Below are 25,972 nucleotides of genomic sequence, written 5' to 3' on the forward strand. Positions count from 1 at the left end.
ATTTTTAAAGGCTGCAACTTCTCGCTTTTTTCAAAGCTCAAACGATGCCACAGAACACGGTAAATCACACAATCGCAGTTAATAAAAATGTGTTGGATCACTTTAAATACCACAAACTGTTTAGGCAAGGAAATTATAACTTAATTTAGCTTAAATTTCTATGTCTTAAATCAGTTTAAATTTGGTTTTTCCTGATTTGTCAAAATGCTTTCCTTGTAAAATAATATCGGCAACATTTTCCCAAACATGTTTTTCATCAATATAGACTATATCAAAGGTGTTATCACGCATTAAAGACTGATAATTTACTTTTTTAGGTGCGTATTTTACTAAATAATACGGATTTTGTGAAAAGTTTTCAATTTTTAATTTGCATAATAAATCTAAATCCGATGTGACAACTAAAAATTTTTTTCTTTGTTCTTTTGTGATTTTTTGAATATACACTAAAAGTTTTTGATCAAAAGGATTTAGAGCGGATTTATTTAAGCGACTTAAGTAATGTTCTGCAAAAGAAAGAGAACAGAAAGAATTTTCTATATTACTCATAGTAAAATAAGAATTTTTAACCCCTGATGATTTTAAAGATAAGTGCCAAATTTTAACATCCATTATGGTTGCGCATAGATTTAAACCTGTGACAATTTTTTTAAAGAGCTTTTCTCGTGAAAGTTTAAAAGCATTTTCGAAAATATTGTAATTTTTCTTATAAAAATCTTCCCTTATAGCATCAAGTCTTTTTAGTGTTGTTCTGTGGTATTCTGCTTCTTTTTGTAGTTTAGTTAATCTTTCTTGTCGAGCTTTAAGTTTTTCAGGGTCTGCATTGGCCGCATTGCTTTTAAGATTTATTTCAGATTGTAAAGTTTTCATTTGTGCTTCAAGCGAGGCTAGACGATTTTTTCTTGTATCTATGGTGGCTACTAAAGCTTGGTAATGACACTGCAAAGATAAAAAAGTTTCGTTAAAAATTTTAGTGATATTTGGTTTTTGATCAACTATCATTTGCTTGTATGAATTCTCTAAATGCATCATGATGCTTTTTAATGCGCTAAATTGGGTTTGGTCTATGCTATTATCCATAAAAATTAAAGTATCATAAGCTTTAAATAAAAATCTTTTAAGTATAAGATAATCAAGTATGCAAGGAATTTCCTTTTCATCTTGTAGATTGGCTTGAAGCGTTTCTACGGATAAAATTTCATGGGCAAAATATTTTTGTATAGCTTGAGGTATAGTAAAAGAAAGAGGAATTTTTTCTATAGTGTCAAAGTCTGTTGTTCTATAAAGTTCTGTTATATAAGCACTTCTTCTTGAGTTTTGCAAGTCTTCTAATTCATCATCATTATCAGTTTTCCAAAAATCATGCTCAGTGATAAAATCCCCTTCTTTAAATTCTTGAAATTTTGAAGGTTTTATACCTGTTATGGTTTTGCTTGTTTGAACGGGCTTGCCGTCTTCTGCTTTTTTTTCGCTAGAAAGAGTTCTAAATTCCACAAGCATGCCAACACTTGGCATACTTTTTTTATCATTCCAAATTTGGCGATTGAAGTCAAAAAAGGTATTTGCTGAGTTTGTAACGGTTCCACGTCCTGTAGAATCCATATAAATAGCTATTTTTCCATGCATATTTCTTCCTTGAAATTTCTTGAATAAATTCTAGCCTTATTTTTATAAAAATTTTATAATAAAAATAAGAGCTAGAAAAAATGGATCATTCCCATTCTATGGTTGCAGGTGGTTTGCTTGAGATATCATAAACAACGCGGTTTATACCTTCTACTTCATTGATGATACGGCGACTTATGTTTTCTAAAACTTCGTAAGGTAAATGTGAAAAGGTAGCCGTCATACCATCACTTGCATCTACAACGCGTATACAAACTGCATTATCATAAGTGCGGTTATCCCCCATAACCCCAACGCTTTTAACATTTAAAAGCACGCAAAATGCTTGCCAAGTTTTATCATACCAACCTGTACTTTTAAGTTCTTCAAGTAAAATTACATCAGCCTTGCGCAATAGTTCTAAGCTAGGGCGATTTACTTCTCCCATAATACGTATAGCAAGCCCTGGCCCAGGGAAAGGATGGCGATAAACCACTTCTTTGCTAAGTCCAAGCTCAAGCCCTAAAGCACGCACTTCATCTTTAAAAATTTCTTTTAAAGGCTCTATGAGTTTAAGATTCATTTTTTCAGGTAAGCCCCCTACATTATGATGGCTTTTAATGGTTTTGCTTGCACCTACAACAGAACTTTCTATGATATCAGTATAAAGTGTGCCTTGAGCGAGATATTTTACATCTTTATGTTTTTTTGCTTCTTCTTCAAAAACTTCTATAAAGGTATTTCCTATGATTTTTCTTTTTTGCTCAGGATCTCTAACATTAGCCAAGCGACTTAAGAAAATTTCACTTGCATCAATACTGATAAGATCGATACCTAAGGTATTTTTAAACATAAATTCAACTTGTTCTTTTTCTCCGCTTCTTAAAAGTCCATTATCTACAAAAACTACTATAACTTGTTCTTTTATAGCACTAGCTAAAAGTGCAGCAACTACACTACTATCTACTCCGCCACTTACTGCACAAAGCACTTTATCACTGCTTACTTCTTCACGGATTTTTTCTGCTTGAGTTTTTGCAAAAGAACCCATATTCCAAACGCTTTCACAATTACAAGCGTATTTAGCAAAATTTTTTAAGATATTTTTGCCAAATTCACTGTGTTGCACTTCTGGGTGAAATTGCAGAGCAAAAAATTTCTTATCTTCGTTGCCAAAAACACAAAAAGGGCTATTTTCACTTGTGGCTAAAACTTCAAAACCATTAGGTAAATTTTCTACCTTATCAGAATGACTCATCCAAACGGTTTGTTTTTTTGGAAGATTTTTAAATAAAGCGCTATCTTTTTTAACTTCTATGTTTGCTTTGCCGTATTCTTTATGTCCTGCAGGTGCTACTGTAGCTTTGTAATGATGTGCCATAAGCTGCATACCATAACAAATTCCAAGAATAGGTAAACCTAAGTCAAATATACCTTTATCGCAAAAATACGCATCAGTTGCATATACGCTTGCTGGACCTCCGCTTAAAATAATACCTTTTGGTTCTTTCGCCTTAATATCAGCTAAGCTCACATTAAAAGGTAAAATTTCTGCATAAACTCCTTGTTCCCTTAAGCGTCTTGCTATAAGCTGAGTGTATTGAGAGCCAAAGTCTAAAACTAAAATATCTGCTTTTTTCATTATTTACCACCTATGTAATTGTTCGTATTTTTTAATGGTTTTTACCGAACCATTTTGTTCATAGCTTGTGTATTGAGGGTTGCCTTTATATCCGCAAGCACAGAAGAAAATTAAGAAAAGAAATGCTAAAATCATCTTATGGGAAAAAGAAATAATATTAAGATGACTAAAAACGCTAGTGCTGTTATTAATGAATTGATGGATAAACCTCATTATAAGCCTTTAAAAACCTTATTTTTTTGCAAAGATTTTTTAAGTTCTTTTCCGCTTGCTAAGCAACGTTTGATTGCTAAAATTTATGTAAAAAATCATATTTTAAATATAATAACCTTACATCCAGCAGCTTATCAAGAATTAAATCATGATGATAGCAAAATTTATATTAAATTTCTCATAAAAGCGTATGGACAAAAATATCCTTTAAGTGGATTTGTTGATATAAAAGATATAAAAATCTTTTCTCAAAAATACACTTATGCAGTAAATAAAAACAAAAATGATGAAAAACTCTCTAAAAATTCTTATTTGGAGCTTTCTAAGGGTGAATTTAAAAATTGCTTTGAAGATGAAAAATTATTTAAGAAATTTGAAGATTTAAGAGAGCTTATAAAAAAAGGTTCTAATCTTGACTAAAGAGAATTTAGAAAATGAGTTAAAAACTCTTCCTAATAGTGCTGGAGTGTATCAATATTTTAATCAAGAAGGAAAGCTTTTATATGTAGGTAAGGCTAAAAATCTTAAAAATCGTGTCAAATCTTATTTCGCTTTTACTCCAAATTTACATGCAAACCCAAGAAATTCTTTAAGAATTCAAAAAATGATTGAAGAAACAGTGCATTTGGAATTTATCACTACTAATTCAGAAGCCGATGCTTTGATTTTGGAAAATTCTTTTATCAAACAACTGCATCCAAAATATAATATTTTACTAAGAGATGATAAAACTTATCCTTATATTTATGTGGATTTTGAAGAAGAATTTCCACGCTTTGAGATCACTAGAAAATTAGTAAAAAAAAGCAAAATTAAATATTTTGGCCCTTTTTTTAAAGGCGCTAGAGAGCTTTTAGATGCACTTTATTTATACTATCCTTTAAAGCAAAAAGCAAGTTGTAAATCCCCTTGTATTTTTTATCAAATTTCTCGTTGTCTTGCGCCTTGTGATAAACGCATTAGCAGGGAAAAATACCTTGAAATTTTAGATGAGGCTATGCACGCGCTTTTAAATCCTAGTATTTTAATAAAAAATTTAGAAAAACAAATGCTTGTTTTAGCACAGAATGAAAATTATGAAGAAGCAGCTAAAGTAAGAGATCAGATTGTAACGATTAAGGATTTAGAAGTTAAGGTTGAAATAGATATTGCAAAATTAGAAGATTTTGAAGTGTTTGCTTTAGCTTTTAAAAATTCTATGCTTTCAACCTTGCGTTTTGTAGTGCAAAATGGAAAAATTATCAGTGTAAATTCTAAGATTACTTCTATAAAAAATGATATACAATGGGATAAAAATGAAATTTATAAGCAACTGATTTTAGAAAATTTTAGCATGGATATTCCTTTGCTTGCAAATGTTATTTATGTTTATGAAGAATTTGAAGATAGAGTGCTTTTAGAAGAAATTTTAAGCCAAAGATTTGATAAAAAAATCAGTATTAAAATCCCTAAAATAGGAGAAAAAAGAAGAATTTGTGATTTGGCTTTTCAAAATGCCCTTTTAAATATAGAAAAAGAGCAAAAAAATCATGGTTTTACTATACAAAAAGAATTAAAGTCTTATTTTGGGCTTGAAAATTTACCAAATGATATAGAAATTTTTGATAATTCTCATTTGCAAGGCGTGGCAAATGTTGGAGCTATGGTAACTTATAGTGCAAATTCTTGGGATAAGTCAAAATATCGCAAATTTCATTTAAAACATAAAAATGACTATGATCAAATGCGTGAAGTTTTAATGCGTAGGGCTTTGGACTTTGATAAAATACCCCCTCCTGATTTATGGCTTATAGATGGAGGAAAGGCTTTGCTTGATTTGGCTAAAGAAATCATTGTAAGTAGTGGGGCAAATGTCGATATTTTAGCTATTTCAAAAGAAAAAATCGATGCAAAAGCACATAGAGCTAAAGGCGGTGCTAAGGATAAAATTCATTCCTTAAAAGGAGAATTTAGCTTAAGTATTAACGATAAAAAACTACAATTCTTACAGAAATTAAGAGATGAAGCGCATCGTTTTGCTATCAGCTTTCATCAAAATACTAAGAAAAAACAGGACTTGAAAAGTTCTAATCTTGTAAATTTAGGACTTAGTTCAGGGGTTATACAAAAACTTTTAGCGTATTATGGAAATTTTGAATCTATATATAAGGCTGATTTTAAAGATCTTGCAATGCTTGTAGGCAAGAAAGTGGCACAAAAGATAAAGGAAAATTGATTTGATATTAGCAGGGATAATTTTTATTTTTAATCTAATTTTAGCGTATTTAAGTATTGATATCTCAAAGCTTGATAGTGTTGCTGAACAACTGAAAATAGGTATGTTTTCTAGCATTTTTGTTTTATCTTTAACACTTTTTATTTTTGCTTTTAGACAAAATAGAAATATAAACAAAATACATCAAAAAATTTTTTGCATGCAAAGTGATTTTTTAAATTTTCAAAAAAAGATTGATATTGATAGCGCGCTTGATTTGTTAAAGGAAAAATTTGAAGCTACGGGTCAAAATTTAACTAAAATATCCCATGAAAAAGATAGATATTTGCATTTATTGGAGGAAAATTTATATCAGCTTGGAAATATATCCAATGCAATGCGTTGCTTAAATGAAGGGTATAATAAAGAAATTAATTCTTTGATTTTAAATGCCTTAAATTCTCAAAAAGATCAAATTAGATTAGAATTAAATGAGGCTTTAGAGCATCATAAAAGCATTATAGGGACATCTCACGGAAAGGTTTTGCAGTTTGAAGCAAGTGTGGCTATAGTTAATAATGATGAGCTTGAGAATTTTTTACTTGCAAATTTACTTTCGTATTTTGGCATAGAAAGCACTTGTTTTAAAAATTTAAGTTTTGATGTTAATGACTTTCATTTGATTTTTATCAAGGATAAAATTTTAAATGAAAATGTAAAGAAAAACTATGATTTTATAGTGATGGGTCGCCATAAAAATACACATTATGAGTATTTTTTAACTTTACCTTTTGAAAAAAAAGATCTTGAAAATATTTTGCAAAACAAGCTTGATAAGGTTTGCACTTTAAAATTTAAAACCCCTTATCAAAATAATGTATTGCTTTTTAAACAAAATGATTTTGATGCAACCTTATTTTTTAATATAATAGAAAAACAATGCGATAAAAATGTATGTATAAATTCTTTTAGTCAATTAAAACAAGAATTAAGCAAGGAGACTTATCGTTTGATTTTGCTTGATTATGAATTAATTAAATTTGATCTTGAGCAAATGAGAAATTTGCTAAGTGCTTATAAAAAACAGCATCCACAAAGCCATATCATCTTTTTTTCAAAGGAAAAAGTTAGGGATTTTGATTGTGTGAGCGAAGTTTTAAGTGATGTAAGTAGAAATGATCTTATAACTTTACTTAGAAAGTATTTACCAAAGGCCTAAGCTTTATAAAATTTAACTCCAGCTAAATCAAGAATTTTTACCTTTTTTTCTTTGATAAGTTGACTTAAGAGAGTTTTGGATTGTTCATCAAATTTCACTTCAATGTCTATTTCGCTTTGTGAGCGTAAATGAAGCATTTTTAATAATTCTTCTTCATTGAAGCTTAGTTTTTTACCTTCATAATGCCTTTTGGCTAAGAGTACAGGAGTAGAATCTATAAGTTTAGAAAGTTCTAAAAGTTTTTCTTCGCTTACTTTTTTAACGGCATAAGCAGGAGGTCTATCTATGGTGCTTAGATCAACCCTTAAAGGCATGATTTTTTTTAAAGCTTGATTGAGTGCTTTAAATTCTTCTTCGTTGTCATTAAGATCTTTAACAACTAGAATTTCCATAATCAAATCTCCATTAAACCTAGCTCTAAAATCTGCCATTTTTTCTATCATTTTTTCTAAGTCAATGTTTTTTAAAGCTCTATCAATACGATAAAAAGTTTTAGCAACTGCACTATCTAGGCTAAATTTGACCACATCTAGTTTTAGCAAAGCATTAAATTTGCCTTCATCTAATACAGCTGTACCATTGCTTAAAATAAGCAATTTTTTATCTTTAGCAATGCTGCGTAAAGATAAAATAAGCTCATTTAAATAAGGATAAAGACTAGGCTCTCCGTTGGCAGTAAGGGTAAGAAAATCAAATTCAACATTTTTTTCAAGCACAACTTTAACTTCGGAGATAATTTTATCTATGCTGATAATTTCATCCTGTTTTTCTTGGGCTTTTTTTGGATCAAGCTCACAATAAACACAATCAAAATTGCATTGTTTTTTACTAGGGCTTAAATCTATACCCAAAGATCTTCCAAAACGCCTTGAGCTAACAGGACCAAAGAGTATTTTCATTTAGCTGAACTTTCTTGTACAAGCTTGATAAAATATTTTGCATTTTCAACAGGAATATCAGGCAAGATCCCATGTCCTAAGTTGAAAATATGAGCTTTATTTTGCATGGTTTTTAGTATTTTTTCCACTCCTTCTTTGATGGCATTTTTATCATAAAGTCTGCAAGGCTCCATGTTGCCTTGAAGAGTATATTTGTGTGATAGTTTATCACGTGCTAAATCAAGCGGAGTGCTCCAATCAACCCCAAAAACATCAAAATTACCATCGATTCTATCCAAATAACCGCTAATGCCTTTAGGGAATAAAATTACAGGTATATTTGAGTATTTGCTTTTAATAAAATTTGAAATTTCAAGCATATAATTAAAAGAGAATTCAAAAAACTTATCGTATTCTAAAGCACTTGCCCAGCTATCAAAAATTTGTATAGCATTAGCACCTGCTTTAATTTGCTCTTCTAAATAAAGTTTTAAAACTTGAGTTAGTTTGTTTAGAATTTTATGTAAAAGTTCTGGGTTTTGATAAAGCATTTTTTTACACTTTGCATAATTTTTACTTCCACTTCCTTCTATCATATAGGTAGCTATAGTCCAAGGGCTTCCGCAAAATCCTATTAAAGCCTTGTTTTGAGATAATTTTTCTCTAGTAAGCTTTAAGGCATCATAGACATAATTTAATTTTTTATGTGCATTTTGATCGTCAAGTTTTTCTAAGTCTTCTAGGGTTGAAATAGGATTATCAAAAACAGGCCCTTCTCCTTTTTCAAAACGTAAATTCATACCCATTTCAAGAGGAACAACTAAGATATCTGAAAAAATGATTGCTGCATCTACATCTAAAATATCAATAGGCTGTAAAGAAACTTCAGAAGCTTTTTTATAGTCTTTGCATAAAGAGAGAAAATCACCCGCTTGTTTTCTTACTTCCATATATTCTGGCAAATATCTTCCTGCTTGACGCATCATCCAAATAGGGGTGTAGGGTGTAGGTTTTTTAAAGCAAGCATCAATAAAAATCATTATTTTCCTTTGTTTTTAGCAAAATTATAACAGAATTTGATAAATTAAATTGGTCAATTTTTCTATATTTTCTTCATATGGAGGAAATAATAAATTTTTTCATTTTATCCAGAGTTATGAGAAATTTTACGAGAATTATTGGAATTCTCGTTTGTGTAGTTTGAGTTTTGATTTGTATATTAAGCCTTTGTATTGTTTGTGGCATTTCCTGCGTCAATTGTAGCAAAAAGCTTATTTAGCAAAGTCTCCTCATTTTTTTTGTATTGATCTTCTCTCATTTTTTGCCAAGCATAAGATCTAAAATCTTCTCTAACAGCACCAAGATCAATGTCTTCATTAGTAAATTTGCTTGAGCTTGTTTTTTCTTCTTCCTTTTCTTCTTTGTTTTTTACTTCATTTAATGTGGCTTGAAATTCATCTGCTGAAGTATTTTTCTCTTTAACCTTTGTTGTGGTGCTAAAAATAGCATTTGATGTTTTTTGAGTATTATCTACTACCATTTTCTCCTCCTTTATTTAACTTTACATTAAATAAACAAGCAATTTCTATTCCAATTTATATCTTTTTTAAACTTTTTCTTTGAAATTTTTTATAATTTAATTTATCTTTGGCAAAAAGTAAGGCAAAAATCAAAGCAGGGCTTACAAAAAGTGCCGAAAATAAAGCATTAAATTCTATACCCAATCCTGCTAAAACAATCCCACCTAAAAAACTTGCTAAGGCTATGCCTACATTAAAAGCTGCTTCATTTACACTTACTGTGCTGTCTATGACTTTATAAGTATGGCGTTTAGCTTTAGTAATGCTAAGCATTTTTAGTGCAGGTATGGTTGAAAAGGCAAAAAATCCTATCAAGGCTACGCTAAAAATGATTAAAATTTTAGAATACATGGTGAGAAATACACTTAAAAATACTAGAACTTGTATGCTTAAAATAAGACGCAAGGAAAAAATAGCACCTTTTTTATCTACTATTTTTCCGCCCCATAAATTCCCACAAATTGCACAAATTCCATATAAGAGCAAGATATAAGCTGTATCTTGGACTTTAAAACCGCTTATTTCTACAAGTAATTTTTGCAAATAAGTATAAAGAACAAATTGAGCCCCACAGCTACAAATGGTTATAGTATAAGTTTTTAACAAATTTTGATGCGAAAAAGCAGGGATTAGATTTTTAAGACTTGTGGGACTAGGATGTAAATTTTTGGGCATCATATACCATACTCCAAAAAATGCTAGGCTTGTAATGATAAAAATAAGTAAAAAGATAAATTTAAAGCCAAAATAATGTCCTATAAAAGTTCCAAGTGGTACTCCAGTAACTAAGGCTACGGTAAGTCCTGTGACCATTATAGCTAGAGCACTTGATTTTTTATCATTAGGTACTATAGCACTTACAGCTAAGGTAGCAATGACAAAAAACACCCCATGCTGTGTTCCTGCTATAAAACGCGCAAATGCTGTAAGATAGAAATTTTGGCTAAAAAAGATGATGAAATTTGCTAAAGCAAAAATTCCAAGATTGCTTAAAAGTTGTATATGTCTATGAAAATGACTTAAAGGTATAGTAATAAGAGGAGCACCTATAACAACACCTATGGCATATAAAGTTGTAAGATATCCTGCGGTTTTTGCATCTACGCTAAAATACGCTTCAACATCAACCAAAACTCCTGCCATGACAAATTCGGTTACACCCATACAAAAAGCACTAAGAGCTAGTGCAAAAAGAGCTTTTTTGTAATTTTGCATTTTAATTTCCTTATAAAAAATAAAAACGCATTATAATAAAATAAAGGCTTAATTTCCTTAAAAAAATCAAAATATTTTTGTTAAAATAAAATAAAAATTTTAAAGGAGTAAAAATGAAAAAAATTATTTTATTGCTCGGTTTAAGTTTGGTGAGTTTAGGGGCTTTGAGTTTTGATGAGCTTATTTACAAAGATGAAGTAAAACCTAGTTTTGATTGTTCTAAGGTGAAAGATGATGGCAAAAGTGATGATGAGCTTATGATATGTAATGAAATTGGCGTGCGTAATGAATTTGGCGTGCGTAATGAATTTGAGAATAAAAAACTTGCTTTAGTAGATAACATCTATAGTAGTTTGTATCAAAATATTTCAAAAAAAGCAGACGAAAAGATGAAAAAAAGATTTCAAAGTCATTTCAAAAAAGATGATTAAAGAAAGAAAAATTTGTATAAAAAATATGCAAAATACAAAAGCAGGGGAAAATCCTATTTTACCTTTACTCAATGCAAGTGATTGCATGCAAGAAGCTTATGCTAAAGCTTTATTAGAGCTTACGCAAAGAGCAAAAAAAGATACAAAAACTAAAGAAGCTTTAGAGCAAATTTTTAAAAATAAAGTTGATAAATATGAAAATTTACTCACTCAAAGTTTAAATACCAATAAAGATTTGCAAGATTTTATAGACAGCTTGGCTAAAGAAGATTTGATTGATTCTAGGGCTAAATTTAAGCTTTAGAATTTAAATTGATTGCAAATTTAGCCGCTTCAAAATAACTTTTAGTGTTGATTTTAGCATTTTTATAGGCCTTATCAAAGGCCGTGCCATGATCAACACTGACGCGTATGATGGGTAAATTTAAACTCACATTGATGCTTTTATCAAAATACAAGGCCTTTAAAGGAGCAAGGGCAAGATCGTGATACATAGCCACTAAACGATTGCAGTTTTTTAAGCCAGCCTTAGTAAAAGCTGTATCAGCTACTAAAGGATAGGGTAGATAAACGCCCTTGCCTTTAAAATTTAAAAGCAATTCTTTTTGTAAATTTTCATCTTTTAAGGCTTTTTTGAAAAATTTTTCATCTTTTTTAGAGTGTAAAAAGGCATTGACAAAGGCTATAGCTTTTTCCATGATCTTTTCTTCTTCTCCACCTATAACTCCATAATCTCCAGCGTGAGGATTAAAACCTAAAAGTCCTATTTTTTTAAAATGCGTTTCTTTGTAAAAATCTTTTAAAAAGATGCTTAAATTTTTAAAAGTGATTTTTTTACTCACCTTAGCTAAAGGTACATGTTCGCTAAAAAGCCCTACAAAAAGTTCTTTACAACCTAACATCATAATGGCATTTTTTTTAAAAAAATCCCTTAAAGCATCGGTGTGTCCTTTGTATTTAAGCCCTGCATTTCCCCAAGCTTTTTTGTGTATAGGTAGAGTAAGCAAGGCATGGGCGTGTTTTTCATAGACAAAATAACTTGCCGCCTTAAAACTTAAAAAACCATAAAGTCCACTTTTTGCATCTATTTCTCCGGCTTTGATTTCAAAATTTTCATCCACTTTAAAGCCTAAAGGAAGGCAAAAAGAGTAAATTTCAAGAGAATTTTCTTTTTTTATAAAATTAAACTCATAGTCTTTTCCATCTTTGAAAGCTACGATTTTTGCATTAAAAAGTTTTAAATTTAAAAGTTTTGAAGCTGTATTAAGCAAGCTTTCGTGGATAAAATAAAAAGGTGTACAGATTTTGCTTAGTTCTTCATGAGAACGCACTAAAATTTCAAGTCCTATGCCGTTTATATCGCCTATGCTAATGGCTAGTTTTTTCATCTTTTATAAGTTCTTTCATTTCTAAAATAGCGTTTTTAAGTCCTGTAAATACAGATCTTGCTACAATGCTTTGTCCTATATTTAGCTCACAAATTTCTTTAATTTTTACTACGGGTTTTACATTTTTGTAATTTAAACCATGTCCTGCGGCTACTTTTAAGCCAAGTTCTACGCCCTTTTTAGCACAGAGTTTTAAATTTTGTAATTCTTTTTCAAATTGAGCTTGTAGGGTTTTTTTATCTTGATTGAGTTCTTTTAAGGCAAAAGCAGTATGAGAGATATTGCTAAAAAGTGCGTTGTGTAAATTCGCATAATGTCCTGTATGAAGCTCTATGAATTGGGCTTTTAAAATTTTTGATTTTTCTATATCTTCTAAACTAGGATTGATAAAAAGTGAAACTTCAATGTTTGCATTTTGAAGTTTTTCTATGCTTTGTTTTAATTTAGCATGATTTAAACAAAGTCCCCCTTCTGTAGTAAGCTCTTCTCTTTTTTCAGGCACTAAAGTAACGCGGTGGGGTTTGAGTTTAAGAGCTAAATTTAAAATTTCATCATTTAAAGCACATTCTAAATTGATAGGGCTTTTACAAAATTTTATAATATTTTCCAAGTCAAAATCCTGAGCATGACGGCGATCTTCTCTTACATGCAAAGTGATTTGATCTCCGTGTTTAGCTGCTATAAAAGCAGCCTCTAAAAGATCAGGATCATTTACCATTCTAGCTTGTCTTAACACTGCGATATGATCGATATTTACACCTAAAAGCATATTTTTCCTTTAGAACTTTTTTGCTATTATACTATAAAATCAAACAAGGAAAGTCATGTTAGGTATAGATCTTGGTTCGAATACTTTAAGAGCAGTACAAATGGATGAAAAATTAAATAAATTAAAAGAATATGAATTTGTTATTGGGGCAGCGAAAAATCTAAATCAAAGTGGAGAAATTTCTAAAGAAGCCATACAAAGATTAAAAAATGCTTTGAGTATTTTAGCTAAAGAGCAAGATTTAAGCAAAGCAAGAGCTGTAGCGACTGCAGCTTTTAGAAAGGCAAGTAATACAAATGAAATTTTTGCCCATTTAAAAGAAGAATTTGGGATTGATTTTAAGCTTATAGATGCCAAAAGTGAAGCTAAGATCAGTGTTTTGGGTATGCAATCAGGTTTAAGAAGGCTTAAAATTTGGGGAGAGTTTGCGTATTGTGATTTAGGAGGGGCTTCTTGTGAGCTTTCTTTTAGAAAAAGTTTTAAAAGTTTTGATTTTGGTATTATTGGTTTTTATGAAAAAAATTGCCATTCTTATTATAAATCTTGTATTTCTTATAAAAAATTGATAAAAAAATATCCTAAATTTATCATCAATATTAAAGATAAAAAACTTAAAATTCATTTTTTAATTGTAAATCCCTATTTAAAGCATTTAGCTTTTATGGCTTTTGATGAGGTGGCTATGATTAAAAAGGAACTTCGTTTTTTAGGGGCTAAAACGGTGGTTTTAAATTCCGGAGTTCCTACTACACTTAGCGCATTAAAACAAAATATAGGCTATGAAAAGTATGAAGCAACTAGAGTAAATGGTAAAAAACTTTGCCATAAGGATTTTTTAAACTATGCTATTAAACTTTTTCATATGGAAGAAAAAAAGGCCATAAAAGAAGTAGGCACGATGAGAAAAAATTATTTGAGTGCAGGTTGTTTGCTGTTTTATGCTTTGTTTGATAAACATAAACTTCTAGTCATTGATGAGGGTTTAAGGGAGGGAGTTTGTTTGGCAAGTATGAAAAATATAAAATTTTAGTTTTTTTGAAATTCGAAAAAATGAAATTTTTCATCAAAATTAAAAAATAAAATTTTAACTTGAGATAAAAAACTTTCGTAAGTTTTAATGTTTTTATTTTTTGTGTATTCTAATAAATCTTCAAAACCAAAATCCATGAAAGCAAGACTTTGTTTTTTAAAAGCTAAAGGTTTGAAATCATATTCTTTGATGAGTTTTTGAAGATGAGTAAAATTAACATTATAGGTTAGATCGCTTTTGCCGAAAAAATCTTTTAAAGATACTTCAAAAGGGCTAAAAACTTCGTGCTTTTGATAGATTCTTAAGCTAAAATTTTGTGGATTCAAAGTTCCATAGTCAAATCCCGCAAATATAAATCTCTCGCAAGCTTGATCTAAATCTTTAAAAAAATTTTCAAGCTCTAAACTGAGTTCGCCTTTTGTAAGATTTAAAGCTTTGCATTTTGTGATCAAATTTTCATCCATATTTTTAAAAATAAGTTTAAAATTTTCTACAAATGCCAGTTTATCATGATCTATAAGTTCACAAGTAAAACTATCAAAAAGTTCATTGCAAAAGAAAAAAGCGTTCTTAAAATGGCATTCTTTAAGACTATTTTTGTGAGTAAATTCCACTCCTTCTAAGGTCTTTTTCTGTAAATTTTTTAATTTTTCATGCGGTTCTATGATGAAAAAAGAAATTTGAGAAAAAATTTCAGGTCTTAATTCAAGCAAAGCGGCTAAAAAATCACGACTTAAATATCCTTCATTAGCACCTATTTCTACAAGTTCTAAAGGGGGTTGTAAAATTTTTTTATCTATTAAATTTAAAAAATGCTTGGCTAAAAGTGTGCCAAAAAGATTTCCTACGCTCACAGCAGTAAAAAAATCTCCGTTTTTTCCTATACTTACAGCATTTTTATAATAGCTTTCATGTAGCCAAGCGTGGAAAAAGTCACTAAATTTCATTGAAAAATAGCATTAAATTTGGATACAAAATCCAAAGGATCAACTTGTTTGCCTCCAGCTAAAATTCCAAAATGCAAATGCGGCCCACTTACCCTACCACTAGCCCCGCTAAGTCCTATAAGTTCGCCTTTTTTTATCTTTTGTCCTACTTTAACATCGATTTTAGAAAGATGATAGTATTGTGAATAAATTCCAAAACCATGATCAATCACTACCGAATTTCCTGCGAAATAACGATCTTTTGCAATTTTTACTATGCCTGAGTTGGCTGCATAAATAGGCGTTCCTGTGGCGGCTCTAAAATCCGTTCCGCTATGATAACTTGCTACTTTTTCATTAAAAGTTCTTGCTTTGCCAAAATCACTTGTGATAAAAGAATTTAAAGGTATATTAAAAGTACTGTTAAATAAAGCTTTTGGAGTATAAGAACTATAAATCGCATTGGCTTCTTTTAGTTCTTTAGCGATGCGTTCTTGTACGGTTTTTGGCGGAAAAATCTTTTTGTTTTCAACTTGCAATTTTTCACTTTTATAATTACCTTCTAAAGTTTTTATGAAAATTTCTTCTTTTCTATCTTTATAAAATGCTATAAGTTTTGTATTTTGCGGGGGATTTTTGTAAGGTAAGGAAAAAATAGCTAGAATTTTTTCTTGATTTTTAGGATGTGTAAAGGTGGGAATATTTTTATCATTATTTTTCAAAGATAAAAAATCTTTCTTATCTAGTTCCAAAAATAAAGCTTGACCTTTGATGAGTTCTAAATTTTGAGCTCCAAAAAGCCAAAGAGTAAAGCTTAAAAAAAGCCATAAGGCTTTCATAGGCTTAACTCTTTAAGATCGGCGATTTTTAAAAACTCCGCATAAATTTCATAAACCAAAGCTTGGCGATTATTTTTAAGTTTTTTATCTTCAGCATTAATCATCACTTGATTAAAAAACTCATCAATAAAAGGCTTGAGCGCAAAAAGATTTTCAAGTTTTTCCTGTAAAGAGTCGGCTTTAGTTTTTTCTTGAAAAGCTTTGTAAAGTTTGCTTTCTGCTTCTTGAACAAAAAGACTTTCATCAACTTTATGAGAATTTTTAGTGGCGATATTGGCTAGTCTTTTAAAGGTTGCAAAATTTTCATTAAAATTGTCTTTTTTGCTAAGTTTTATAAGAGCATTTACGCTTTGATTGATATGGATAAGATCTGTATTTTGTGAGCTTAAAACTGCTTTTACAAAAGAAGCATTGACTGTATAAAAAGTATAAAGTCTTTCAAAAATAAAATCTTTTAAAATTTGCATATCAAAGCTTTTGTAATGACTTGAAAGTTTTTCTAATAAAATTTGGATATCAAATTCTTTATTTAAATTTAGAGCGATTTTAATGATCCCATTGGCAGCTCTTCTTAAGGCATAAGGATCCTTTGTTCCACTTGGAATTTTTCCTATGCTAAAAAGTCCTATAAGGGCATCAAGCTTGTTTGCAAGGGCTACTATGCTTGAAAATTCTGTACTTGGAAGTGGAGCTTGTTCGGAATTAGGAAGATATTGTTCTTTGATAGCTAAGCAAATTTCATAATCTAAGCCCATTTTTTGCGCATAATAACTTCCCATAATGCCTTGCAAATCAGTAAATTCATAAACCATTTGTGTGGCTAAGTCAGCTTTAGCATATTTTAGTGCTGTGCTGATATTTTCGATTTTATCATTATGAAGCATTTGACATAAAATTTCAGCAATTTTAATCTCTCTTAAACTTTTATCCTGCATTGTGCCTAAACCTTCAAGATAGGTCATTTTGGCAAGTTTTTCAGGTTTTAAGCCATTTTGTAAATCATTTTGATAAAAAAACATTGCATCACTAAGTCTTGCACGCAAAACTCTTTCATTTCCATGTATGATTTTTGAATAATCCTTACATACTGCATTACTTACTACTATAAAATGATTGCTTAAGCCTTTGTCATTAAAAACTGCAAAATAGCGTTGATTTTCTCTCATTGAAGTGATTATTACTTCGCTAGGAATTTCTAAAAATTCTTCTTCAAAACTTCCTAAAAGTGCATTAGGGTATTCTGTGATAGCAACTACTTCAGCTAAAAGTTCTTCATCCTCTCCAATTTGTATATTTTTTTGACTTTCTATGAGTTTAAATTGCTCAAGTATTTTTTCTTTTCTTTTGATTGGATCAAGGATGATATAGTTTTTTTCTAGTAGTTCAAAATATTCTTTTGCATTGTTAAAATCTTGCAAATCATAACTTACGCTTCTGTGAATGAAAGTTTTTTTAGCACTTTTTACCCCATAACTTTGAAAATTAACAAGTTCATCATTTAAAATGCAAGCTATAGAACGGATCGCACGAATGAATTCAAAAGAATTTGCACCCCAGCGCATACTTTTGCCAAAACTAAGACTTTTTAGAAATTTTTCTACCATTTCTCCTAAAATTTTTTGACTTTGCAAACCTTTAATAGCTTTTTGATGGTATAAAACTTCTTTGCCTTTGATTTCTTTAAAAGCGAGTTCATTTTCACTGATCCCTGCTTTTTGCAGGAAGCTTTGTCCTGCAGGAGTTAAAACTCCATCTTTATAGGCGACATTTTTAGGTGCTCCTATAAATTCAGCAAAGCTATCTTCTTGTTTGTCTGCAAAATTTTCATGAAAAAAAACTAAACGACGCGGAGTATAATAAAATTTAAAATCACTTACCATGCGGTATTCTTCTAAAACATTTTTCCATTTTTTTTCTATATTAGCTAATTCTTTTAGCAAAGGAATAGCAGGTAATTCTTCTGTGCCAATTTCTATTAATAATTCACTCATAATTTACTCTTTTTAAAATTTGTTTCTAATTTTAACTAAAATTTCATTAAAAAACTTATAAATACTTTTCTAAAAAGCCTTTAAGTTCACTAGCGTTGCTAAATTCATTTTCTTTTAAATCTTTTTGATACCATTTGGCATGAAAATAAGGCAAATTAGCATTTTTAGCACATTCTTTATCTTTTTGACTATCCCCTATAAAAACGCTTGTTTTATATGGTGCCTCACTTTTTAAAAGCTCTAGCATCATAGGATGAGGTTTGGGTTCTATGCCTAAACTTACGCCTAAAATTTTATCAAAATAAGGAATGATTTGATGTTTTTTAAGTATGTTTGAAAGTGAGCTTTGCGGGGCGTTAGTGGCAATAGCTAAAAAACAATTTTTGCTTTTTAAAAATTCTAAAAGTTCCTTCACTCCTTCAAAAAGCACCACGCTTTGTTCATAGTGTTTGACAAAATATTTTTCATAGCCTTCTTTAAAACTAGAATGATGGAAATTTTCTATATTATAAAGTTCTTTTGCCCAGTCAATATTGGGAGTATTGATGGTTTGCATAATGATTTCTCTTGAAAGTGGGGCTAGGTTTAAATCCTGCCTTATTTCATTGACTGCATAAGAAATGGCATTTGCGCTATCTATTAAAGTTCCATCCATATCAAAAAATACATTAATCATTCATAATCCTTTAAATAATTTTTATGTTTTTCTTTTTTCTCACCTTGTTTTTTTTGCTTATCTAAAGCATTGGCAAGATTTAAAAGCTCGCTTTTTTCTTTGGAAAAATCTAAACAAGCATTGACAAAAAATTCAAGATTTTTTGCATAGGTTGAGTTAAGATTTACCGCGGGATTTTTTTTAAAAAATTTAGCATTTTTTAACATTCTTTCTTCAAATTTAGTTTTATCAAAATCTTCTTTTTTAAGCGCAGATATGGCGCCATTGAAAAATTTTTCAAGATTTCTTAGGTATTTTACGCGTAAGGCTTTTTCTTCATTTTTTGTCAAAATTCTTCCTTAGGTATTTTTATGAATGCGGCATTCTAGTGCTTCTTGAACTAAATTTCTAGCGATTACTTTTTCAGAGCGAATGATGCGTATATTTTCATCTATGCTAGAAAAAAGCATCTTTTTCAAAGTTCCATTTACATGAATGATAGTGTCTATAGGTTTTGGATAATTAGCTAGCACTTGACATAAAATTTCAAGTTTAGCTTCATTTGTAACTGTGATAATAGCTACGGCACATTCTTCTATATTGGCAATTTTTAAGGTTTCTTCTTGAGCAGCATTGGCAAAAACGACATTTTCACCCCGACTAACTCCAAGTTCTACTAAATTTAAATCACTTTCTAAAACAAGATAAGGTACACCTGTGTTTTTGATTTTTTGTACGACTTCTTGTCCTAAGCGTCCGTAGCCAAAAACAACAAGATGATTTTTAAGCTTGATATTGCTGTCAATATTTTGCACAGCGTTGGTATTAAGTGCTATATCTTCTACAACATTGGTAATTTTTCTTATATTGTTTAAAATAAAAGGCGTGATAATCATGGTTAAGATAGAAACAACAATTAAAATTTGTGAAGTTTTGATATCAAGCATATTTTTTGCTTGTAAAAGAGAAAAAATTGCTAGGGCGAATTCGCCAATTTGTGCTATGGCAAAAGCTGTTTTAAGCGCTACTCTTTTTTTAGTGTAAAGAAATAAAAAGCCAAAAACTATGCCAAATTTTAAAGCCATTACAAGAAGGGTTAAAACTATGATTAAAAACCAATTTTGCGCCACTACATCAAGTTGAATTTGCATGCCTACAGTTATGAAAAAAAGCCCTAAAAGCAAATCTCTAAATGGGATTAAGTCCGCTTCTATTTTGTGTTTATATTTTGTTTCTGCTATCAAAGCACCTGCTATAAAAGCACCCAAAGAATAAGAAAATCCAAAATAATTTGCTAAAAAACTTGCTCCAATAACCATAAATAAAACAGTACTAATAAAAATTTCCTGAGAAGAGGTGTGGATAATGAGTCTAAAAATTCTATCCACTAGATATTTACCTATGAAAAATAATAAAGTGATTAAAATAAGTGCTGAAATTAAAGTGGTAAAAAGGAGTTTTTCTATGTTTTGATTGTTGGATGAAAAAATATCTACAAGTAAAAGCAAAGGAATAACGGCTATATCTTGAAAAAGCAAAATTCCCAATGCTTTTCTGCCATATTGCTCATTTATATCGCCATTATCATTTAAAATTTTAAGCACCACTGCGGTTGAAGAAAGCGCTAGTGCAAAGCCTACTATGGTAGCGCTTTTATCTCCAAGTCCTAAAATTCCTATAGCAAGTAGCATAAAAACAAAGCCACAAGTAAGCATCTGCAAAGAGCCGTTTAAAAAAACTTCTTGTTTCATTGCCATTAAATGCTTAAAAGAAAATTCAAGCCCTATGGTAAACATTAAAAACACTATACCAAATTCGGCTATATGGGTGATTTCGCCTTTGCCACTTAAATGATAAATTTCAGAAATGATTTCTCCAGCAGCTATATATCCAATGATAGTTGGAATTTCAAATTTTTTAAATATGACATTTAAAACTATAGCTATAGCAACGGTGATTAAAAAAATTTCTAAAAAATTATCCATTATTTTTTATTTTTTCTCATAAAAAATCAAATCAAAGCTATTTTTATGCTTAACAACGGCTTTGCTAGCCGCTTCTTTATCTTGTTGTTTGCTTAATTCTAAGCGTAGTTCATCAATTAAATTTTCAAATTCGTGAAGTTGGTTTTTCAATTTTAAGATAACATCTACTCCAGCAAGATTGATTCCCATGTCTCTTGTTAAACGCAATATAAGTTTAATGCGGTCAATATCCCTTTGAGAATAAAGTCTTATTTTGCCATCGGTTCTACTTGGCTCTATCAATCCTTCTCTTTCGTATTGCCTTAAGGTTTGTGGATGTATGCTTAAAACTTTAGCCACAACACTGATTAAATATACAGGTTCATCATAATGGTGTTCCATATTTTATTCCTTTCTTTAAGGTAATTTTTCTTTTAAGAGTTCTATAAATTTTTCATCAAGGGTATCTAAATTTGGCAAAACAACATTTAAAATCAAATACATATCCCCATAAATATCACTTTTTCTATTTTGCACCCCATAACCTTTTAAACGAATTTTTTGGTTATTTTTTGAATTAGGCGTTATGTTAATTGTCGCTTCTTCCTTGCCTTCTTTGAGTGTTTTTATATTTATTTTTCCACCAAAAAGTGCAGTTTTTAAAGAAATATCAACCTTTTGATATAAATCATCATCTTCTCTTGTGTAAATAGGACTTTCTTCTATTTTTACAATAATGATTAAATCGCCTCTAGCTCCATTTCTGCTTTGTTTTCCTTTAGAGCGAATTCTTAGTTTCTCGCCTTCTTTTATACCGTGTGGAATTTTAAATTTAATGGTTTCGCCTTGAAAATTAAAACTATGTTCCCCGCCTTTAACAGCTTTTTCGAAAGGAATGTGAAGCTCTAGATTGCTGTCTAAATTTTCTTCTTCAAAACCTCCAAATCCTCCAAAACCACTGCTAAAGCCTTTTGAAGAAAAGCCGTTAAAACCCCCTCTTGAGCGTCCACCAAAGCCTCCTCCAAAGAGATCTTTTAAAATATCGTCTAAATTTACCCCACCAGCATTTCTTGAAAAATCATGAAAACTTTGTCCACCAAACATAGAATCGCCGTATTGGTCATACTGAGCTCGTTTTTTTTCGTCACTTAAAATTTCATAAGCAGCATTAATTTCTTTAAATTTTTCTTCCGCACCTTTTTCTTTGTTGATATCAGGATGATATTTTCTAGCTAGGCGACGGTAAGCTTTTTTTATTTCATCTGCACTAGCGTTTTTACTAACTCCAAGAGTTTCGTATAAACTATTCATGTTATATTTCCTTAAAAATTTTACTTGATTATATAAAGGATTAAATTATAACATAAACTTTAGCCTAAGTCAATCAAGTTTTATAAATTTTTATCACTCAAGGTTTTATTTACAATTTTGTAAATTTTCGGTTTTATACTATGAAGACAGTAAAATATTTTACGAGATAATTTATCTTTAAGAACAAAAAGGAAATGAAATGAAAAAGATTTTTTTATCATTAAGTTTAGCAAGTGCTTTATTTGCTGTAAGTATTAATTTTAACGAATCGACTACAACGGCTAATCGTGTGAATCCTGCTGCTGGAAATGCAGTGCTTTCTTATCATGATTCTATTAAAGATGCAAAAAAATCAGTGGTTAATATTTCCACCTCAAAAACTATTACAAGAGCGAATCGTCCAAGTCCTCTGGATGATTTTTTTAATGATCCTTATTTTAAACAATTTTTTGATTTTGATTTTCCTCAAAGAAAAGGAAAAAATGATAAAGAAGTGGTGAGTTCTTTGGGATCAGGGGTGATTATTTCAAAAGATGGTTATATAGTAACAAATAATCACGTTGTAGATGATGCTGATACGATTACAGTGAATTTACCAGGAAGCGATACAGAATATAAAGCAAAACTTATAGGTAAAGATTCAAAAACAGATTTGGCTGTTATAAAAATAGAGGCTAATAATCTTTCAGCTATTACTTTTACAAATTCTGATGATTTAATGGAAGGAGATGTTGTTTTTGCACTTGGAAATCCTTTTGGAGTCGGTTTTAGTGTTACAAGTGGAATAATATCTGCTTTAAACAAAGACAATATAGGTTTAAATCAATATGAAAATTTTATACAAACAGATGCTTCTATCAATCCAGGAAATTCAGGTGGAGCTTTGGTGGATAGTCGTGGATATTTAGTAGGTATTAATTCAGCTATTCTTTCTCGTGGCGGTGGAAATAACGGCATAGGTTTTGCTATACCTTCAAATATGGTTAAAGATATAGCTAAAAAACTTATTGAAAAAGGCAAGATCGATAGAGGATTTTTAGGTGTGACTATTTCAGCTTTGCAAGGTGATACTAAAAAAGCTTACAAAAATCAAGAAGGAGCTTTAATCACTGATGTTCAAAAAGGTTCAAGTGCTGATGAAGCAGGGCTTAAGCGTGGAGATTTAGTTACTAAAGTTAATGATAAGATTATAAAAAGTCCTATTGATCTTAAAAATTATATAGGAACTTTAGAGATTGGTCAAAAAATTTCATTAAGTTACGAAAGAGATGGAGAAAATAAGCAAGCAAGTTTTACTCTTAAAGGTGAAAAAGAAAATCCTAAAGGCGTACAAAGTGATCTGATTGATGGTTTGAGTTTGAGAAATTTAGATCCAAGACTTAAGGATCGTTTGCAAATTCCAAAAGATGTTAATGGTGTTTTGGTTGATAGTGTTAAAGAAAAGAGCAAAGGAAAAAATTCTGGTTTCCAAGAGGGTGATATTATCATAGGTATTGGACAAAGTGAAATTAAAAATTTAAAAGATTTAGAACAAGCTTTAAAACAAGTTAATAAAAAAGAATTTACCAAAGTTTGGGTATATCGCAATGGTTTTGCGACTTTGCTTGTGCTTAAATAAAAATAACGGAAGGATTTTCCTTTCGTTATAAATTTTAGTTTAAAATTAAAATTAAGTTTAAAATAAAGGAAAACTATGACAAATATTCTTATGATAGAAGACGATTTAGAATTAGCAGAAATTACAGCTGAATATTTGGAAAAATTTGATATGAAAGTTGATATAGCTCATGAGCCTTATATAGGCCTTTCTAAGCTCGCATTAAAAGAGTATCAGCTTATCATTTTAGACCTTTCTTTGCCAGGACTTGATGGGCTTGAAGTGTGTGAAGAGATTCGTAAAAAGTATGATACGCCTATTATTATTTCAAGTGCAAGACATGATATTACAGATAAGGTTAATGCTTTAGAGCTTGGAGCAGATGATTACCTACCAAAACCTTATAATCCAAAAGAATTACAAGCACGTATTAAAAGTCATTTAAGACGTATTTCAAATACAAAAAGTGCCATAGCAAAAAGTGTAAAAGATCTTGTTTATGATCAATATAAGCATATTATTACCATGAAAGGACAAGAGCTTACTTTAACTAATGCTGAATTTGATATTTTAAGCTATTTGATTAAAAAAGAGGGTGGAGTGGTAAGTCGTGAAGAGCTTGTTTATAATTGTTCTTCTATTAGTGAGGATTCTAGCAATAAAAGTATAGACGTTATTATCAGTAGAATTCGTCAAAAGATGGGAGATGATCCAAAAACTCCAAAATATATTCACTCTATACGTGGAATAGGTTATAAGCTTACTCAATGAATAAATCTTCGATTTTTTATACTATAACTTTTATTTTTATTTTTGCTGGGGTTAGTGTTATACTTGGCTTTTTGTGGCTTATAGAATACGATCAGCAAAATTATACTAGAGAATTAAATACAAAATATTCTTTGATAGCTAATGCAAGGCTCTTAAATTTTGCAGGAGTTATCAGTGAAAAAGAATTTGAAGAGCAGACAAAAAATTATAATAAAATGGATGAGATAACAGAAGCAAAGCAGATCCGTAAAATTCTTTTTAGAGGTGATGTTTTAGCTAGGGTTGAGGTTAATAATGGCTTAATCGAGATTATTTCTTATAATAGACAGGTGTATTTAAATATTATTTATGATGGAAAGGTTTATCTTTATAAGGATCAAGATTATCAAACCTATAGGTATTTTATTATCAAAGCCATAGCTGTAGCTGTGATTTGTATTCTTGTATTGCTTTATATTTATATATTTAAAAAATTAAAACCACTTAAAAGACTTAAAAAACAAATTGATAAATTTGCCCAAGGAAAGCTTAATGATATAGAAGATGTAAGCACTGGGGTGGATGAAATTTCACAAGTAAGTGAAGCTTTTTATCAAGCCATTGTTCAAATTCGAAAGCTAAACCAATCTCGTCAGTTTTTTTTAAGAAATATTATGCATGAACTCAAAACTCCTATTACTAAGGGGCTTTTAACTTTAGAAATGATAGAAGATAATAAATATAAAGAGCGCTTAAATGGGGTTTTTACTAGACTTGAAATTTTAATTAATGAATTTGCTGCTATTGAGCAAATTACTTCAGGGGCTGCTTTTATAAATAGAAAAAAATACAATATTTTAGATGTTTTAGATGAAGCCAAAGAAATTGCAATGCGAGATGATAGCAATATACGTATTTTTATGGAAGAAAGTTTTTTTGTAAATGTGGATTTTAAACTTTTTACTACGGCGATTAAAAATATGATAGATAATGGTATTAAACATTCTGAAGATGGGTTTGTGCAAATTGATATTATAGATGATTATATTTGTTTCAAAAATCGTGGTCCTGAGCTTAACAATACTTTAGAATACTATACTCAAGCTTTTACTCAAGGATCAAAACAAAAATCAAGTTTTGGATTAGGGCTTTATATTGTAAATACTATTTTAGAAACACATGGAATGAAGCTTGATTATTTATATGAAGATGGGGTAAATTTGTTTTATTTTAGAAATTTAAAAAGTGTTATTGTTAAGGAGTAAATTAATTTTTTTACATAAAAAATGCATTTTTGTGTAAAAACCCTTGACAAAGTTTTTTAATTTCACTATAATCACATTTTACTTTTAAATGTTCCGGATTAGCTCAGCGGTAGAGTAGTCGGCTGTTAACCGATTGGTCGTAGGTTCGAATCCTACATCCGGAGCCACTTTTTTAACTCCATTTTTAATATTCATAAATGTATTTTAATATAAAAATTAATAAGTCTTTATCACAAAAAAAATTGTGATAAAGTTTTTTATTTTGTTTGTTTAAGATTTTTGACAATTTTATCTATTTTTTTACTTGCCTTTTGATAATCCCCATCTTTAAGTTCTTCTAGGGCATTAACAGCAAAAGAAAAATCTTCAACTTCATTAAGATAAGCTTCTATGGCTTCTTTTACTATGGCTGATTTTGGTTTAGAAAGATTTTTACTTAAATTATCCAAACGCTCCTTAAGCTCTAAAGGCATTCTAAAAGAATAAGTTTTTACATTGCGTTTCATTTTA

General features: G+C 30.0%; 24 protein-coding genes, 1 tRNA gene and 1 pseudogene. 9 read left to right on the forward strand and 17 right to left on the reverse strand.

What is annotated here, in order from left to right; genetic code table 11:
• Positions 1–165 precede the first annotated feature (165 nt).
• Together ELQ07_RS00285 and guaA are read right to left on the reverse strand one after the other, a co-directional pair.
• A complete protein-coding gene (locus tag ELQ07_RS00285; protein WP_134224575.1) occupies positions 166–1,626 on the reverse strand; it encodes a hypothetical protein in 1,461 nt (486 codons plus the stop codon).
• A gap of 85 nt (positions 1,627–1,711) precedes the next feature.
• Positions 1,712–3,247, reverse strand: coding sequence for a glutamine-hydrolyzing GMP synthase (guaA, locus tag ELQ07_RS00290; protein ID WP_070316996.1), 1,536 nt, complete (start codon positions 3,245–3,247; stop codon positions 1,712–1,714).
• Between the two features lie 138 nt (positions 3,248–3,385).
• Between guaA and ELQ07_RS00295 the strand changes: the two genes are divergently transcribed.
• Genes ELQ07_RS00295 through ELQ07_RS00305 form a run of 3 tightly spaced genes read left to right on the forward strand, consistent with a single transcriptional unit; the run spans position 3,386 to position 6,873 of the window.
• Entirely contained in the window at positions 3,386–3,880 is a 495-nt protein-coding gene (locus ELQ07_RS00295) for a hypothetical protein (protein WP_002866244.1), read from the forward strand.
• Positions 3,873–5,675: an excinuclease ABC subunit UvrC gene (gene uvrC, locus ELQ07_RS00300; RefSeq protein ID WP_134224576.1), complete on the forward strand. Its 1,803-nt coding sequence runs from the start codon at positions 3,873–3,875 to the stop codon at positions 5,673–5,675. The genes ELQ07_RS00295 and uvrC overlap by 8 nt, the downstream gene beginning before the upstream one ends.
• Before the next feature lies 1 nt (position 5,676).
• Positions 5,677–6,873 (forward strand): hypothetical protein, encoded by a 1,197-nt coding sequence (locus ELQ07_RS00305; protein ID WP_088303500.1) that lies wholly within the window; start codon positions 5,677–5,679, stop codon positions 6,871–6,873.
• Here ELQ07_RS00305 and ELQ07_RS00310 read toward each other — a convergent pair.
• The 4 genes from ELQ07_RS00310 to ELQ07_RS00325 form a co-directional block, all read right to left on the reverse strand.
• Positions 6,870–7,772 (reverse strand): radical SAM protein, encoded by a 903-nt coding sequence (locus ELQ07_RS00310; RefSeq protein ID WP_070316999.1) that lies wholly within the window; start codon positions 7,770–7,772, stop codon positions 6,870–6,872. The two genes, ELQ07_RS00305 and ELQ07_RS00310, sit on opposite strands and share 4 nt — an antisense overlap.
• The gene (gene hemE, locus ELQ07_RS00315) at positions 7,769–8,791 is read right to left on the reverse strand and encodes a uroporphyrinogen decarboxylase (protein ID WP_070317000.1); all 1,023 of its coding nucleotides are present in this window, start codon (positions 8,789–8,791) and stop codon (positions 7,769–7,771) included. Before hemE ends, ELQ07_RS00310 begins: the two co-directional genes overlap by 4 nt.
• 179 nt (positions 8,792–8,970) lie before the next feature.
• A complete protein-coding gene (gene ciaC, locus ELQ07_RS00320) occupies positions 8,971–9,291 on the reverse strand; it encodes an invasion antigen CiaC (RefSeq protein ID WP_002866237.1) in 321 nt (106 codons plus the stop codon).
• Between the two features lie 55 nt (positions 9,292–9,346).
• Positions 9,347–10,546: an MFS transporter gene (locus ELQ07_RS00325; RefSeq protein ID WP_070317001.1), complete on the reverse strand. Its 1,200-nt coding sequence runs from the start codon at positions 10,544–10,546 to the stop codon at positions 9,347–9,349.
• A 113-nt stretch (positions 10,547–10,659) separates the two neighbouring features.
• Here ELQ07_RS00325 and ELQ07_RS00330 point away from each other — a divergent pair.
• Positions 10,660–11,281 (forward strand): annotated as a pseudogene (locus ELQ07_RS00330) (hypothetical protein).
• On the opposite strand, the gene pdxA reads toward ELQ07_RS00330, so the two are convergent.
• Both pdxA and ELQ07_RS00340 read right to left on the reverse strand, forming a co-directional pair.
• Positions 11,271–12,365: a 4-hydroxythreonine-4-phosphate dehydrogenase gene (pdxA, locus tag ELQ07_RS00335; RefSeq protein ID WP_070317002.1), complete on the reverse strand. Its 1,095-nt coding sequence runs from the start codon at positions 12,363–12,365 to the stop codon at positions 11,271–11,273. The pseudogene ELQ07_RS00330 and the gene pdxA overlap by 11 nt on opposite strands.
• Positions 12,346–13,134 carry a pyridoxine 5'-phosphate synthase gene (locus tag ELQ07_RS00340; RefSeq protein WP_070317003.1) on the reverse strand — a complete coding sequence of 263 codons (789 nt, stop codon included), beginning with the start codon at positions 13,132–13,134 and terminating at the stop codon, positions 12,346–12,348. Before ELQ07_RS00340 ends, pdxA begins: the two co-directional genes overlap by 20 nt.
• A gap of 55 nt (positions 13,135–13,189) precedes the next feature.
• Between ELQ07_RS00340 and ELQ07_RS00345 the strand changes: the two genes are divergently transcribed.
• Positions 13,190–14,164: a Ppx/GppA family phosphatase gene (locus ELQ07_RS00345; protein WP_134224577.1), complete on the forward strand. Its 975-nt coding sequence runs from the start codon at positions 13,190–13,192 to the stop codon at positions 14,162–14,164.
• Here the strand turns inward: ELQ07_RS00345 and ELQ07_RS00350 are convergent.
• From ELQ07_RS00350 to ELQ07_RS00385, 8 genes are read right to left on the reverse strand one after another with little or no spacing between them, the layout of a single operon-like run.
• Positions 14,161–15,111: an SAM-dependent methyltransferase gene (locus ELQ07_RS00350; protein WP_070317005.1), complete on the reverse strand. Its 951-nt coding sequence runs from the start codon at positions 15,109–15,111 to the stop codon at positions 14,161–14,163. The genes ELQ07_RS00345 and ELQ07_RS00350 overlap by 4 nt on opposite strands.
• Positions 15,108–15,929, reverse strand: coding sequence for a M23 family metallopeptidase (locus ELQ07_RS00355; RefSeq protein ID WP_096703110.1), 822 nt, complete (start codon positions 15,927–15,929; stop codon positions 15,108–15,110). The genes ELQ07_RS00350 and ELQ07_RS00355 overlap by 4 nt, the downstream gene beginning before the upstream one ends.
• Positions 15,926–17,920 carry a glycine--tRNA ligase subunit beta gene (glyS, locus tag ELQ07_RS00360; protein ID WP_134224578.1) on the reverse strand — a complete coding sequence of 665 codons (1,995 nt, stop codon included), beginning with the start codon at positions 17,918–17,920 and terminating at the stop codon, positions 15,926–15,928. Before glyS ends, ELQ07_RS00355 begins: the two co-directional genes overlap by 4 nt.
• Positions 17,921–17,975: 55 nt before the next feature.
• On the reverse strand, positions 17,976–18,596 hold the full coding sequence (locus ELQ07_RS00365) for an HAD family hydrolase (RefSeq protein ID WP_096703114.1): 621 nt from the start codon (positions 18,594–18,596) through the stop codon (positions 17,976–17,978).
• The gene (locus ELQ07_RS00370) at positions 18,593–18,925 is read right to left on the reverse strand and encodes a hypothetical protein (RefSeq protein ID WP_011049906.1); all 333 of its coding nucleotides are present in this window, start codon (positions 18,923–18,925) and stop codon (positions 18,593–18,595) included. The genes ELQ07_RS00365 and ELQ07_RS00370 overlap by 4 nt, the downstream gene beginning before the upstream one ends.
• A 9-nt stretch (positions 18,926–18,934) precedes the next feature.
• Positions 18,935–20,560 (reverse strand): cation:proton antiporter, encoded by a 1,626-nt coding sequence (locus ELQ07_RS00375; protein WP_002859297.1) that lies wholly within the window; start codon positions 20,558–20,560, stop codon positions 18,935–18,937.
• A gap of 6 nt (positions 20,561–20,566) precedes the next feature.
• Positions 20,567–20,941, reverse strand: coding sequence for a heat shock transcriptional regulator HspR (hspR, locus tag ELQ07_RS00380; protein WP_002861924.1), 375 nt, complete (start codon positions 20,939–20,941; stop codon positions 20,567–20,569).
• Positions 20,942–20,956: 15 nt separating this feature from the next.
• The gene (locus ELQ07_RS00385; RefSeq protein WP_002876803.1) at positions 20,957–21,850 is read right to left on the reverse strand and encodes a DnaJ family protein; all 894 of its coding nucleotides are present in this window, start codon (positions 21,848–21,850) and stop codon (positions 20,957–20,959) included.
• A 199-nt stretch (positions 21,851–22,049) separates the two neighbouring features.
• Here ELQ07_RS00385 and htrA point away from each other — a divergent pair, with 199 nt between their 5' ends.
• From htrA to ELQ07_RS00405, 4 genes are all read left to right on the forward strand, one after another.
• Positions 22,050–23,468: a serine protease HtrA gene (gene htrA / locus ELQ07_RS00390; RefSeq protein ID WP_070317010.1), complete on the forward strand. Its 1,419-nt coding sequence runs from the start codon at positions 22,050–22,052 to the stop codon at positions 23,466–23,468.
• Between the two features lie 75 nt (positions 23,469–23,543).
• On the forward strand, positions 23,544–24,218 hold the full coding sequence (locus ELQ07_RS00395) for a response regulator transcription factor (RefSeq protein ID WP_002777451.1): 675 nt from the start codon (positions 23,544–23,546) through the stop codon (positions 24,216–24,218).
• Positions 24,215–25,462, forward strand: coding sequence for an ArsS family sensor histidine kinase (locus tag ELQ07_RS00400; RefSeq protein WP_002853920.1), 1,248 nt, complete (start codon positions 24,215–24,217; stop codon positions 25,460–25,462). The genes ELQ07_RS00395 and ELQ07_RS00400 overlap by 4 nt, the downstream gene beginning before the upstream one ends.
• Positions 25,463–25,554: 92 nt before the next feature.
• Positions 25,555–25,629: transfer RNA gene (locus tag ELQ07_RS00405), tRNA-Asn, on the forward strand.
• A gap of 90 nt (positions 25,630–25,719) precedes the next feature.
• Here the strand turns inward: ELQ07_RS00405 and ELQ07_RS00410 are convergent.
• On the reverse strand, positions 25,720–25,968 hold the full coding sequence (locus ELQ07_RS00410) for a ribbon-helix-helix domain-containing protein (RefSeq protein WP_002892742.1): 249 nt from the start codon (positions 25,966–25,968) through the stop codon (positions 25,720–25,722).
• Between the last annotated feature and the right edge of the window lie 4 nt (positions 25,969–25,972).

Origin of the sequence: Campylobacter sp. US55 (assembly GCF_004378955.1) — a bacterium.
Taxonomy (GTDB): Bacteria; Campylobacterota; Campylobacteria; order Campylobacterales; family Campylobacteraceae; genus Campylobacter_D; species Campylobacter_D jejuni.